The sequence below is a fragment of the Pseudomonas sp. NMI542_15 genome (genome assembly GCF_021283425.1).
In the GTDB taxonomy this organism is placed as follows: Bacteria; Pseudomonadota; Gammaproteobacteria; order Pseudomonadales; family Pseudomonadaceae; genus Aquipseudomonas; species Aquipseudomonas fortuita.
This window is the reverse complement of record NZ_JAJSRO010000004.1, coordinates 38503-52899: the sequence shown is the minus strand read 5'-3', so window position 1 is coordinate 52899 and position 14397 is coordinate 38503. Positions and strand designations below refer to the sequence as shown.

At 59.2% G+C, this 14397-nt stretch carries 9 protein-coding genes and 1 pseudogene; 7 read left to right on the top strand and 3 right to left on the bottom strand.

Features of this window, described 5'->3' with window-relative positions:
* Positions 1-227 precede the first annotated feature (227 nt).
* From LU684_RS09025 to LU684_RS09015, 3 genes are all read left to right on the top strand, one after another.
* Positions 228-731, top strand: a complete 504-nt coding sequence (locus LU684_RS09025) for a sigma-70 family RNA polymerase sigma factor (protein WP_016488069.1) — start codon at positions 228-230, stop codon at positions 729-731.
* Positions 732-744: 13 nt separating this feature from the next.
* Positions 745-1713, top strand: coding sequence for a FecR domain-containing protein (locus tag LU684_RS09020; protein WP_016488070.1), 969 nt, complete (start codon positions 745-747; stop codon positions 1711-1713).
* Between the two features lie 84 nt (positions 1714-1797).
* Positions 1798-4251, top strand: a complete 2454-nt coding sequence (locus LU684_RS09015; RefSeq protein ID WP_016488071.1) for a TonB-dependent siderophore receptor — start codon at positions 1798-1800, stop codon at positions 4249-4251.
* 247 nt (positions 4252-4498) lie between these two features.
* On the opposite strand, the pseudogene LU684_RS09010 reads toward LU684_RS09015, so the two are convergent.
* Positions 4499-5776: pseudogene (locus LU684_RS09010) on the bottom strand (DUF2254 domain-containing protein).
* Positions 5777-5852: 76 nt separating this feature from the next.
* Positions 5853-6965: a mechanosensitive ion channel family protein gene (locus tag LU684_RS09005; RefSeq protein ID WP_232894461.1), complete on the bottom strand. Its 1113-nt coding sequence runs from the start codon at positions 6963-6965 to the stop codon at positions 5853-5855.
* 231 nt (positions 6966-7196) lie between these two features.
* Between LU684_RS09005 and LU684_RS09000 the strand changes: the two genes are divergently transcribed.
* The 4 genes from LU684_RS09000 to LU684_RS08985 all read left to right on the top strand — a co-directional run bounded on the left by LU684_RS09000 (position 7197) and on the right by LU684_RS08985 (position 12172).
* Positions 7197-8651, top strand: a complete 1455-nt coding sequence (locus LU684_RS09000; protein WP_016488075.1) for a TrkH family potassium uptake protein — start codon at positions 7197-7199, stop codon at positions 8649-8651.
* A gap of 100 nt (positions 8652-8751) precedes the next feature.
* Complete coding sequence (locus LU684_RS08995; protein WP_016488076.1) at positions 8752-9702, top strand: TAXI family TRAP transporter solute-binding subunit; 951 nt, start codon at positions 8752-8754, stop codon at positions 9700-9702.
* Between the two features lie 29 nt (positions 9703-9731).
* A complete protein-coding gene (locus LU684_RS08990) occupies positions 9732-11759 on the top strand; it encodes a TRAP transporter permease (protein ID WP_016488077.1) in 2028 nt (675 codons plus the stop codon).
* Positions 11756-12172, top strand: a complete 417-nt coding sequence (locus LU684_RS08985; protein ID WP_016488078.1) for a DUF1850 domain-containing protein — start codon at positions 11756-11758, stop codon at positions 12170-12172. Before LU684_RS08990 ends, LU684_RS08985 begins: the two co-directional genes overlap by 4 nt.
* A gap of 30 nt (positions 12173-12202) precedes the next feature.
* Here LU684_RS08985 and LU684_RS08980 read toward each other — a convergent pair whose 3' ends face one another.
* Positions 12203-14176 carry a BCCT family transporter gene (locus tag LU684_RS08980; RefSeq protein ID WP_016488079.1) on the bottom strand — a complete coding sequence of 658 codons (1974 nt, stop codon included), beginning with the start codon at positions 14174-14176 and terminating at the stop codon, positions 12203-12205.
* Positions 14177-14397 lie beyond the last annotated feature (221 nt).

The following is a 14397-nucleotide window of genomic DNA, read 5'->3' as shown; positions in this document are numbered from 1 at the left end:
GAAATAGTTCTCACATCTCAGCTCTCATTAATTTGATCTGTAAGCCGACATCCCTCTACAAATTAAAGACTTACCCCCAAGCCTATGAGCTTGACTTTACATGTCATAACTGATGCTGCCATCAGGCTTCTGGCATCGCCGCCGTGGAAGGGAGAAGCCAGCCAATCGGTAGAAATTATCAGTTGCCTATGATAATAATTATATTTTCAAGCTAGTGCTCATTCATCATGTCAACGACTGACGGTGCTACCTCAACGGAATTTCACACCCTATATGTCAATCACCATGGTTGGTTGCAAGGGTGGCTGAGACGCAAGCTGGGCTGCTGCGCCAGCGCCGCAGACCTTACGCAGGACACGTTCGTACGCCTGCTGGCCAAGCATGAACCGATACAGATTCGCGATTCGCGCGCCGTTTTGGTGACCGTTGCGCGCAGCGTCTTAAGCAACCACTTCCGCCGGCAGAAGCTGGAGCGCGCCTACCTTGAAGTGCTTGCCAGCGTCCCTGAGCAATTGATGCCTTCGCTGGAAGAGCAGGCGATCCTGTTGCAGACCTTGCAGGAACTCGACCGTCTGATGGACGGGCTGGAAGTCCCGGTGCGTCAGGCCTTCCTCTGGTCCCAGCTTGACGGCATGGCGCATGCCGAGATTGCCGAGCGGCTCGGCGTATCGGTAACCACCGTCAAGCGCTACATCATCAAGGCCGGTGTGCAATGTTGCTTCGCCGAATGAGCAGGTGCCAGCCATGACCGCCAGAATCGCCCCGGCCATCGCTGAGCAGGCCGTGGAGTGGATGATCGAACTGCAGGCACCGTCGGTCTCGGCCGGTACGGTCGAGCAGTGGCAGCGTTGGTTGCATCAGCACCCTGAACACGCCCGTGCCTGGCAGCGCGTCGAGTCGTTTGCCGAGCGGCTGTCGGGTCTGGCCAATCATGCCCCCATCGCGCATGCCGCGCTGACCGCCACGCCCACGAGCAACCTGGACCGGCGCAGCGCACTCAAGGTACTGGTGCTCGCGGTGGCCAGCGGAACGCTGGCGTGGAATGGTCGTAATACTGCGCTGTGGCAGAACCTGAACGCTGACTATCACAGCGGTGTAGGCGAGCAGCGCAATGTCGTGTTGGCCGATGGCAGCCAGTTGCTGCTCAACACCGATAGCGCGGTCGACGTCAGATTTGACCAGGCCGGGCGCGATTTGCGGCTGCTGCGTGGTGAAATTCAAGTGAACGTGGTCGCGGCTCCTGCGCTGCGACCGTTCCGGGCGCAGACCGGGCAGGGCTGGGTTGAAGCTGCACAGGGGCGTTTTCTGCTGCGTCAGGAGTCGGGCTACAGCCGACTCGCGGTACGCGATGGCGTCGTCAGGTTGTACCCCGAACGCCTGGCCGGCATCAGCGTGCAGGCCGGGCAACAGCTAATGTTCACGCGCGACCAGGTCGGTCCGTTGCGCACGCTGAGCGAGGCTGACAGGGCCTGGACCGACGGCATGCTGATGGCCAGTGACATGCCGTTGGAGCAGTTCCTCCAGGAGCTTGGGCGTTATCGTCGTGGCCATCTGGGCTGCGCCCGCAGTCTTGCCGGCGTGCGCGTCGCGGGCACTTACCCGCTGGCCGACACGGACCGGATTCTGCAGACACTTGGGGTTTCGCTGGGTGCCGAGGTTCGCCGTTTCACCCCTTACTGGGTGACGCTGGAGCCGAAAAACATCCAGGTTTGAAAATAAATCGCGAAAAGGGTGGTCTGTTTGCCGCACTCGCGAGACTCCACCAGAAAGACCTCGATCATTCTTGTGGAGCACGGCATGAATCACCCCCTTCGCCTTCGGGCGCTGACCTTCGCCATGGCCAGCAGCCTGGTCCCCTCGCTTGCTGGTGTCGGCTTGCTGTCGGGTGCCGGTATCGTCAGTGCGGCGTCTACCAACCGCAGCTACGACATACCCGCTGGCACCTTGCGCGATGTGCTCAATCGCTTTGGTCACGAAAGCAAACTGCTGCTGTCGTACCCTGCCGATCAGGTGGCGGGCCTGCACAGCCAAGGCCTTCGCGGTGACTACAGTGTCGAGGCCGGTCTGGCCGTGCTGCTTTCGGGTACTGGCTTGACGGCGATAGCGCTGCCCAATGGCAGCTACACCCTGCAGCACCAAGCAGGCGTGGAGGGCGGTATGACGCTTCCGGTCTCGACCATCAGCGGCCGCGCCGAGCAGAGTATTACCGGCCCCATCGACGGTATCGTCGCCAACCGCTCCTCGGTCGGCACCAAGACCAATGCCGCCATCAGTGAAGTGCCGCAGTCGATCTCGGTGATCACCCGCGACGAGATGAACAAGCGCGGCGTGCAGGACTTCAACAGCGCCGTCGCCTACACCCCGGGCATTCGCGCGATCGATTACGTGGGCGGACAGGGCGCGCCGGATATCTACATGCGCGGTTTCCGTTCGTTCAACCTGTTCGGGGTGTACAGGGACGGCCTGCGCAGCGGCTTCAACCAGTACGACACCGACTTCGAAACCTACGGCCTGGAACGCATCGATGTGATCAAGGGCCCGGCGTCGGTGCTGTACGGCCAAATGGCGCCTGGCGGCATGGTCAACCTGACCAGCAAGCGGCCCACCGACGAAGCCATTCACGAAATCCAGGTTCAGGGCGGCAGCTTCGATCGCCAGCAGACGGCGCTGGATCTCGGTGGTCGACTGGATGACGAGGGCAAATTCAGCTATCGCCTGGTGGCGCTCAAGCGTGACAGCGGTACCCAGGTCGATCATTCGCCGGACGACCGTACCTATATCGCTCCGTCGCTGACCTGGAAGCCTGACGAGGACACCAGCGTCACGCTCCTGGCCAGCTACCTGAAGACCCGCAAGGGTGGCGCCGAACAGAGCTTCCCGGTGAACGGTACGCTGACCAACACGCCCTTCGGCCACATCCCGTCGAGTACTTACCTGGGCGATCCGCACGTGAGCAAGAACGAGGTGGGGAACACCTCGCTCGGCTACCTCTTCGAGCGCCAGCTGAACGACGACTGGAAATTCACCCAGAACGCCCGCTACATGAAGGTCGACGTCGACTACATCAGCAACGGTGCTCGCAACAGCGGCCAACTGGGTGCCGACGGCCGGACTTACACCTTCGGCTACCAGAAACGCCCGAAGAAAACCGATACGTTCCTGCTCGACAATAACCTGGGCGGCCACTTCGACACCGGCGCCATTGGCCACGATGTGCTGGTGGGCTTCGACTACGGCCATTATTCGGGCCGTGAATCGCGCCGGGGCGTTGCCGCCAACCAGACCGTCGATATCTTCGACCCGGTCTACAATGCCAGCCCGACCTGGAACAGCACGTTGCAGACTGACGGCAAGAGCGTCGTGTCGCAAAAAGGCCTGTACGCCCAGGACATGCTCAGCCTGAACCAGTGGCGCCTGACCTTGGGCGGGCGCAAGGACTGGGTCGAGGGGCGCGAGTACAGCTACCTGAACGACACCCGCAGCGTACAGAAGGACCACAAGTTCACCGGTCGCGTGGGCCTGGCCTATCTGTTCGACAACGGCATCACCCCCTACGCCAGCTACAGCACCTCCTTCCAGCCGACCTCGGGTACGGCTCAGGATGGCAGCTACTTCAAGCCCACCGAGGGGGAGCAGTACGAAGTCGGTATCAAGTACGAGCCGCCTGGCTACAACAGCTTCATCACCCTCTCGGCTTATGACTTGACCCAGAAGAATGTCACCACCACCGACCCGACCAACCCCAGCTTTCAGGTGCAGACCGGCGAGCAGCGCTCGCGTGGCATCGAACTCGAAGGCAAGGCCGAGCTGAGCCGCGGCCTGGACCTGATCGCTTCGTACGCCTACGTCGACGCCGAGGTGACCAAGGCCAATCCCGTGGGCACTGGCGCCGCCGCCTACAGCCTTGAGGGCAACGTGCCGATCTCGGTGCCCCGCAACACCGCCTCGCTGTGGCTTGACTACACCGTGCAGGCCGGCCCGCTGGAGGGGCTGGGCATGGGTGTCGGGCAGCGTTATGTCGGGTCCTCGTACAACGCCAAGAACACTGTCAAAGTCCCTCATTACACCCTCACCGACGCCAGCGTGCGCTATGACCTGGCGCACCTGAGAGAGGACCTTCAAGGGGTTTCGGTGGACCTGAGCGCAAGCAACCTGTTCGACAAGCGCTATTTCACCCCGGGGTTCTATGAGCAAACCGTATTCTACGGGAACCGCCGTACAGTGATTGGCAGCCTGACTTTCCGGTGGTGACCTGAAATGCAACAGGGTTAAAAGTTGCCCCGAGATGGAAACGGATATGGAGAGCTAGCTTGCCAGTACCGGGCGCAGCCAACGTTGACTGCGCCATGTAAGATACACCGTGCGTTAAACACCAATATGGATGCACGGGAAGGCCGCCGAGGCTAATACTCGACACAAGCCGTGTTGCAGATGCGGGACGAGCTTCTCATCAGGAAGAAAGCTGTAACCCGTCCAGTCGAGCCTACACATTTCAAGGCTAACACTTGGCATGAAACGGCTCAGCCAGTTTGACCAACTGCGCATTTTCCGCCTCAAGCACGAGCGCGGCATGGGCAAGAAAGAGCAGCCGCTCTGCATGCCTGCTCGCACTGCCTTCAAACAGTCGTGGATTGATTTGAGCCAGGCTCAACAACGCCTTGAGCAGTCGTATATTCACCTCCTGCAGCGCCGCCCCGTCTCGAGCGATCGGCCCGAAGAAATCATCGAACAAATCCTCGACCACAATACCGTGCAGATAAACTTGGGCACAGTCTCCATGAGACGGAGCCAGCGCCTGAGGCCGCCCCCAGTGCGACAAGCACCTGACACCTCGACCGATGACATCGATCGCAGTGCCGGGGTCATTGACTGCAGGCGACAACGCTCTGGAAGCGATCTCGGACAGCACTGACAGGCCGAAGCGCGGGTCATGCTCGAACGTCCGACGGGTGCCCACCGTAATGGCTGCATGTACGTCAAGCTCGAAGGCCGCCACCCCTCGTACGTCCTGGCCGGGTTGCGCCACGACGGTCGCAAGCGGTGCTCCTGGGTAGACGAATGTGCCAGGCAACACATCCATATAGATCATAACGTTGTGCCGCTGGGTGATGGCTGCCAAAGCCTCCACATCAATGTGCTGAACGTAACCGGTTCGATGACTGACCAAACGCTGGGCAGCAGGAGGGAAAACCATGCCTGGCGGGTATGCAGAGCCCCCCAGGTAAGGCCATTTGGCCCGATGCTAGATAGCCTCTATCGCAGCCCTCTCGACGCGGTCGATAGTCTCACCTACACGCCCGAGCCTGGAGAGGTGATCGATCCAGCGCAGCAAGGTATAAACGATCAGGATGACAACTGCGATGGTTACCGCGAACAGCAAGACACGCCCTTGATCACCATAGACGCCCGTACTTAAAGCAATCAGCCCGACCAGGCTGAACAGGAACGAGCCGATAAACGTGGCAAGCGCATTGTGCGTGGTCGTATCCTCCATCACCAGCGTCGTGGCACGAGGCGTTACCCCCGTGCTGGCCGCACCATATGCCGCCACCATGGTACTCAAGGAAAAGATGGTGACCGCCAACATGCTGGAGGCAATGATGCCGAGGATCTTGTCAACAGCGTCCGCGCCTATCCGAGCGGGCAAGGACGCAGGAATGAAGTCTTTTAACACCACCGCAATCAAGGCTGTCGCCACGCCGAGCAGCGAAAACAAAGTCGCCCGGAACCATAGTCGCTTAGTGACTCGAACAGCGATCCAACGCCAGCGCGCCATCATCCGTAGGCCCGCCTGGCAGCCCACGCCGTCAGCGCGCTCAGTTTCCCGCCCCCACCGTCATTGAATCTGCCCATCAACCTCGCCCATAACCGTGGCTACCACGCTGCTGCACCGGCGTATCGGCCTGCTCTGGTAAAGCCGTGACCTTGATGGAGCGCACCGGCAACGCGAACCTGGCGCCAATTCGGGAAAAACACTCAAGCAGCCGGAAATTGATAGCCTGCTGAATATCCATATACAGGTTGTAGCCAGGATCCTGAACGATGTAAACGCATTCGAACTCCAACGCCTCCTTTCCAAAGCCACGCAGGTGGGCACGATCGAAGCGTACCTGGTCCTGAGACTTGATGATCTCTTCCACGATGACGGGCGCTTTTTTCACAGCCTCAGTGGGGGTGTCGTAGGACAGGCCGAATTCGAAGACGATGCGCCGCTCCTGAAGACGCTTGTAGTTCTGTATGGTGCTGCTGATCATGCTCGCATTGGCCATGACGATCTGCTCACCCCCCAGGCTGCGAATACGGGTCGTTTTCAGCCCCACGTGCTCAACTGTCCCCGCCAATGGCCCAATCACGATGAAGTCTCCCACCTCGAACGGCTTATCGACGGCGATTGACAGCGAAGCGAAAAGATCGCCGAGAATATTCTGTACTGCCAGTGCTACAGCGATGCCGCCCACCCCCAAGCTGGCAACGAAGGCGGTAATGTTCACGCCCAGGTTGGACAACATCGCCAGCACGACTACCGACCACAACAGTACGCGTGCCCCCCAAGCCGACAAGGTCGCTAGTGCACTGCCTTGATAGAGCCCCTGCCCGCCATGGCGCGAGAAATAATGGACCAGCCCCAGGGCAATGGCGCGATTGAGCCACAAGCCAATCTGCAGTGCGGCGACCACAAACCACAAACTGCTGACCCTGGTCAGCCATCGTTCTGACAAATCGAGCATCCCCAGCCCCACCAGCAACGAAGCCAGCAGCAACAGGAGGTTGCTGGTACCTGCCAGAACCTTTACCAATACCTGACCGACGCTCCCAACAGCGCTGACCCGGCGTTGCATGAAGCCGATTGCAGCCCGTGACACCGTGAATGTGATTGCAGCAACACCTAGCGCCAGCAACAGGTTGAGCACCGATATGCCGAAAACCGTATTGCCTGTGATCAAATCAATGATGCGCTCGTACATGAGTGAAAGCCTCCTGATTTCGTCGAATGAGCGGGATCTGTTCTGTCTCTGACGGCAAGCTGGCCTCAGAGGTCGATCGGATCTTCCCGCTAGCGCGCTGGCCTGTCTCTTTCTCCCGCGCCGCGCTAGCCAAGGGATTACCATTGAGCTCTGGGCCTTTACGGTTTTTTTACTCGACATCGCCGTTACGCCGTCGATACTGCCCGGCATCACACCTATGAGTTTTTTTCGATGCCACTCCCTGCACTGCGTTTCATCGGCTTCATCATCGGCGTGTTCCTGATCACCTTGTCCATCAGCATGGTCATACCTATGACGACTTTGCTGGTGTATGGGCGCAACGACGATCTTGGAGCGTTCGCCTGGTCGAGCCTGATTGCCCTGTGCGCGGGGCTCTCGTTGATCGCCAGGGGGCTTCCTGATGCGCCGCAGATACGGTCCAGGGACATGTATCTGCTCACAACCGCGAGCTGGGTCGTGGTATGTGCCTTCGCAGCCTTGCCCATGGTGTTCATTCGGCACATCAGCTATACGGATGCGTTCTTCGAGACCATGTCGGGCATCACGACAACCGGCTCCACGGTATTGACCGGCCTTGACAGTGCGTCACCCGGGTTGCTGATCTGGCGCTCTCTGCTCCATTGGCTTGGGGGAATCGGCTTCATCGGTATGGCTGTGGCTGTGCTGCCACTGTTGCGTGTAGGTGGCATGCGTCTTTTCCAGACCGAGTCCTCTGACTGGTCGGACAAGGTCACGCCACGCTCGCATGTTGCGGCGAAGATGATCCTTGTGATTTACCTGGGACTTACCGCCTTCGCCACCCTGGCCCTATGGCTCGCCGGTATGACCCCATTCGAAGCCATCAATCATTCGATGTCATTGATTTCGACGGGCGGCTTCTCGACCTCGGATGCGTCACTCGGGCATTGGACGCAGCCTGCGGTGCATTGGGTAGCCGTCGTGATCATGATTCTCGGCAGTCTGCCCTTCACACTGTATGTGGCGACATTGCGGGGCCATCGTCGCGCCCTGATCAAGGACCATCAGGTACAGGGATTTCTGGGTTTTCTCGTGGTTGCGTGGATCTTGGTGGGTAGTTGGTTGTGTTGGCACAGCGGTCTGTCATGGTGGGATGCCTTACGAATCGTTGCGGTCAATGTCACGTCAGTGGTTACCACAACGGGTATCGCGGTTGGTGACTACACGCTGTGGGGCAGCTTTTCCGTACTGTTGTTTTTCTACCTGACGTTCATCGGAGGGTGCTCAGGATCTACGGCCGGCGGCTTGAAAATTTTCCGTTTCCAAGTGGCTGCATCGTTGCTGATCAGCAGCCTGAAGCAGTTGATTCACCCTCGGGCGACAATCTCGAAGAAATACAATGGCCACCCCATTGACGAGGAGATCGTGCGTTCGCTACTGACCTTTTCGTTCTTCTTCTCCATCACGATTGCAGTAATTGCCCTGCTACTGTCCCTGATCGGGCTCGACTGGACCACTGCCTTGAGTGCTGCGGCCACGGCCGTGTGCAACGTCGGTCCAGGCCTGGGCACGGTGATTGGACCAGCCGGCAACTTTGCCTCGCTGCCCGACTCGGCGAAATGGTTGTTGACCCTCGGCATGCTCCTGGGTCGCCTTGAAATCCTCACCGTATTGGTGCTCGTGGCACCTGCATTTTGGCGGTTCTAGGCATTTACAGCGACCGGTTCAGGGCCAAAAGATGGGCAAGCACGGCAGATTCGATCTAGGTTTATGCGCAGGATAAAAACAACAACTGGAGAACGACACCATGAACCGAGCCCTTCGCCTGGCATTGGCCGGCACTGTTTTAGCCGCTTGCGCCACAGCCCAGGCTGCACCCACCTTCATCAATATCCTTACAGGGGGAACCAGCGGCGTCTACTATCCCGTCGGCGTCGGTATCTCGCAGATCTACAGCCATGAGATCGAAGGCAGCAAGACTACAGTTCAGGCCACCAAGGCATCGGTAGAAAATCTCAACTTGCTGCAAGCTGGCCGCGGTGAACTGGCATTCGCCTTGGGCGACTCGGTGGCAGATGCCTGGAAAGGTGACGCCGAGGCCGGTTTCAAGGCCCCGCTGAAGAAACTCCGGGCCATTGCCGGAACGTACCCCAATTACATCCAGATCGTCGCCAGCCAGGAATCGGGGATCAAATCGCTTGAGGACCTCAAGGGTAAGCGCATTTCGGTCGGAGCACCTAAATCAGGCACGGAGCTCAACGCACGGGCCATCTTCAGGGCAGCGGGGCTCACTTACCAGGATATGGGCAAGGTCGAATACCTGCCTTACGCAGAGTCCGTCGAACTGATCAAGAATCGTCAGTTGGATGCCACTCTGCAGTCTTCGGGCCTCGGCCAGGCAGCTATCCGTGACCTGGCGGCGACACTGCCGGTGGTGTTCGTGCCCATCCCGGCCGACGTCGTGAAGAAAATCGGCAATTCCGCTTACCAAGCGGCCACCATTCCGGCCAATTCCTATGACGGCCAAGGGATGGAAGTGCCAACGGTAGCCATCACCAACATTCTGGTCACCCGGGCGGACCTGAGCGACGACCTGGCCTACCAGATGACCAAATCGATCTTCGAGAATCTGCCACGCTTGGTCACATCTCATGCGGCAGCGAAAGATATCCAAGCTGAGAATGCAGCCAAGAATTTGCCGATCCCGCTCCACCCTGGCGCTGAACGCTATTTCAAAGAGAAAAACCTGCTCCCCTGATCCTTTGTCGCGCAAAGTGGGAGCACTCCATGAGCGAATCGTCGCACGGCCTTCACGCCAGTACCGACCGCTGGCCCGCAACTCTATTCGCGGTGGCGTTGGCGTTTTCAATCTTTCAGGTCGCCACCGCGGCCTACCCACTCATCTCCACCCAGGTATTGCGATCGGTGCACGTGGGCTTCCTGCTGTTGGTCGTATTCCTAAGCTACCCGGTAGTCGGTCACCACCGGCCTTGGCAACCGCTTGCCTGGCTATTGGGGATTGCAGGAATGACGACGGCCGCCTATCAGTGGTACTTCGAAGGCGACCTTATTCAACGCTCAGGCGAGTTGATCAGCAGCGATCTGATCGTCGGCCTATTACTGATCGGCCTGGTTTTCGAAGCCGCACGAAGAGTCATGGGCGTTGCGCTTCCGTTTATCTGCGCCCTGTTTCTGGCCTACGGGCTCCTAGGCCAGTACCTGCCCGGTGACCTTGCGCACCGAGGCTACGGCGTTGACCAGATTGTCAACCAACTGTCCTTCGGTACCGAGGGGCTGTATGGCACCCCTACCTATGTTTCAGCCACGTACATCTACCTGTTCATCCTCTTTGGGGCGTTTCTGGAGCAGGCGGGCATGATCCGCCTGTTCACCGACTTTGCCATGGGCCTGTTTGGTCACCGTAGCGGTGGCCCGGCGAAAGTCGCGGTATTTTCCTCGGCGCTGATGGGAACTATCACCGGCTCCGGAGTGGCCAACGTGGTGACTACCGGGCAGTTCACCATTCCGCTGATGAAGCGTTTTGGCTACAAGCCGGCGTTTGCCGGGGGCGTCGAAGCGACCTCCAGCATGGGCAGCCAACTGATGCCACCGGTCATGGGTGCGGTCGCTTTCATCATGGCGGAAACCATCAACGTGCCCTACGCCGAAGTGGCCAAAGCTGCGCTCATCCCTGCCTTGCTGTATTTCGGCTCGATTTACTGGATGGTTCACCTGGAGGCTAAACGCAGCCACCTGCATGGCCTGCCCCGCGAAGAATGCCCCAGTGCCTGGGACGCGTTGCGCCAACGCTGGTTCTTGCTCGTGCCACTGGTGATATTGGTCGCGCTGCTGTTCTCGGGGCGTACGCCCCTTTATTCAGGCATGGTTGGCCTGGCCCTGACAGCTATCGTCATCCTGGGCTCGGCCATCATCCTGCGCGCTCAGGGCACCTGGCTACGCGCGGCCTTTTGGGTCGCATTGGGACTACTGTGCTCGGGCTTCTTCCGCATGGGCATCGGCGTCATCCTGCTGGTGATCGCGGCGCTTGCCCTCGCCTGCGTCTTCGTGCAAGGCGCAAGGGCCACCCTTAGCGGCTTTGTAATGGCGCTGGCGGAGGGGGCGCGGCATGCCGTACCGGTGGGCATTGCCTGCGCGCTGGTGGGGGTCATTATCGGCGTCATTTCCCTGACCGGACTTGCCACGACCTTTGCGGGGTACATCCTTGATCTCGGCCGCGACAACCTGTTCCTGTCACTGCTCTTGACCATGCTGACGTGCCTGGTGCTAGGCATGGGCATTCCCACCATCCCCAACTACATCATTACCAGTTCCATCGCCGCCCCCGCCCTGCTGGAGCTCGGTGTGCCACTGATCGTTTCGCACATGTTCGTGTTCTATTTCGGCATTCTGGCTGACCTCACCCCGCCGGTCGCGCTGGCGTGCTTCGCGGCCGCCCCCATTGCCAAGGAAAAAGGGTTACTGATCAGCTTCTGGGCGGTCCGCATTGCCCTGGCTGGTTTCGTCGTGCCATTCATGGCGGTCTACGACCCTGCGTTGATGCTGCAGGGCGACAGTCTCAGCGCCACCTCGTACATGGTGATCAAGGCCGTGTTTGCTGTTGCGCTATGGGGCTGCGCATCGATTGGCCACTTCCGTATGTCCATGACCTGGTGGGAGCGTCTACTGGCCTTCGTCGCAGGTGTATGCCTGATCCTGGCCTTGCCCGTCAGTGATGAAGTCGGGTTCGCCCTGGGTATTGCGGTATTGGGCTGGCACGTTTGGCGGAGTCGCACGACAGCCGAGCAAAGGGTATGAATGGTCTCTGCCTTGGGCTCGCCGGCGTGGTTTGGGCCAGCCTGCCCATTGAGCACTTCACCCTGGCTTGGCAGCACAGCATCGAGAAAATCCGCTGGGAAGAGGATTACCAGGTCGGCGCCAGCGGGCTGGTACTCATGGAGGCCCGCGTACGCGGCAGCGGCGCTGGCATGGAAATACCCGATGACGCCACGTTGCGAGATGGCACATGGCACTACCACCGCCAACTGCCGCCTCTGAACCCCTTGCATGCCGGGCGCACACCCGAAGCCGGAGACTATGAGCTGTGCTTTCAGGGCCATTGCCAGCCACTTGCAAACTGGCTAGGTCCACCTTCCAGGGACGTTGCCGCCGTTGACTTCTGGCCCTGCCGGCTTTCAATGCCCGCTAACGAGCGCTCTGCACTGCCCTGACGCCTTGTGCAGCGCAATACACCCCCAGTCTCAACTCACCACATGAAGGTAATGCAGGTGACGCTCGTATTGATCGAGGATATCGCCGATCACATCGTCACGACTCCAACCCATGATGTCATAGTCCTGGCCTCCTTCACGCAAATGCACCTCAGCCCGGAAATACTTGCGACCATCGGTTCCGTCTTCCGTATCACGCATGACGAAGCTAGGTGTGTTGAAAGCACGCGGACGGACTTCGTAGAGAAAGCGCCCTTCCCCAGCGTGTGAAAGCTCGAGGGTGACGCGGCCATCATCCCGCTCATTCACCGCGACGTCGTAGCCTTGCTTGCGCAACTCAAGTGCAACCTCTTCACAGGCCGGCTTGACCACCTCGGCAATAAAGCGCGTGACATGGGCGCGGCGCGGCATCATGGCAATATTGCGCAGCCGGCGCTGCCAGCCGCCTTGGTGCTGCCGGGTATGCCGAGTACCTGGAAGGGCCTGATTACGCAAGCCGCGACGGGTAGCATCCAGGCTCAAGGCCTTGAACAATCCCCAGATGGCAATCAACAGAATGGCGGCGAACGGCAACGCGCTGGCGATGGTGGCGGTCTGCAAGGCTTTGAGGCCGTTAGCCAAGAGCAACGCAATGGCAACAGCACCGATGCTGAGCGACCAGAAAATCCGTTGCCACAATGGGGAATGGCCTTGGCCGGAGGACGCGAGCATATCGACTACCAAGGCCCCCGAGTCTGCCGAGGTTACGAAGAACACCACCACCATCAGTACCGCGATCAGCGAGATCACCGTGGAAAACGGGAAGTGTTCAAGGAACGCGAATAACGCCAATGAGCTGTCTTGGCCAACGACAGTGGCCAAGTCCTTCACCCCATCGTTGAGGATCATGTGGATAGCCGAATCACCAAATACCGTCATCCACAGCAACGTAAAACCGGCCGGAACGAACAACACGCCACACACGAACTCACGGATGGTACGTCCACGCGAAATGCGAGCGATGAACAGCCCTACAAAAGGCGACCAAGACAACCACCAGCCCCAATACAGCAACGTCCACCCACCAATCCAGTCAGTCGGTTCATAGGCGTAGAGGTTGAAGGTCTTGTTGACGATGTCCGAAAGGTAAGCGCCGGTATTCTGTACATAAGCCTGCAGCAGGAACACGGTAGGCCCCAAGATCAGGACGAACAACATCAATATCACTGCCAGACTCAAATTGAGCTCGGACAGGATGCGAATGCCTTTATCCAGCCCACTGGCCACCGAAAGCGTTGCCAACCCACACGTGGCTGCAATGAGAATGACCTGAACCGTCGGGCTGACCGGCAGACCGAACACATGGTGAAAGCCGCTGTTGATCTGCAGTACCCCATACCCCAGCGAGGTCGCGACGCCGAACACCGTGCCGAGGATGGCGAAGATATCGACCGCATGACCAATCGGGCCGTAGATGCGTTCACCGATCAATGGGTAAAGTGCCGAGCGCAGGGTCAGCGGCAGCCCATTGCGGAAGCTGAAGTAAGCCAGAATCAATGCAACAATGGCGTAGATCGCCCAAGCATGCAGCCCCCAGTGGAAAAACGTGATCTTCATGGCTTCGCGTGCCGCCGCGACCGTGCCAGGGTCACCCACTGGAGGGGTGGTGAAATGCATCACCGGCTCCGCCACACCGAAGAACATCAAGCCGATGCCCATGCCGGCGGAAAACAACATGGCGAACCAGCTGCTCTTCCGGTAATCCGGCTCACTGTGATCGGGCCCTAACTTAATATCACCGTAACGACTGACGGCCAGGAACACCACACTGATCAAGACCAGCGCCACGGTAAGGATGTAAAACCAACTGGCATTGGTAATGATCCAGGTCTGGACGTGTTCGAACAGCGCCTGCGCATGCGCTTGGAATGCTGTGGCGTACAGCACGAGAAGAAAGATCAAAACCGCGCTGGTATAGAAAACGGGGGGATTGAGGGTGCTCCTGGGTTTCGGGGCTGCAGTCATTGCGGCAGTTCTCCTTGTAAGGCGATGAGCACAGGGGGCGAGCACGGCGACTTGGTCCAAGACTAGCAGCCCATGCAGTGCCTGATGGCGGCCCCTCCCCGCTCGAAGTTGACTTTAGACCCTACCCCCGCCGCAAAAAAATCTCAAATACCCACCATTTGAACCACTGACCGCTAATTGAGCATTCATCTGACCGCGATGATTGGGTAGACTGCCATCGG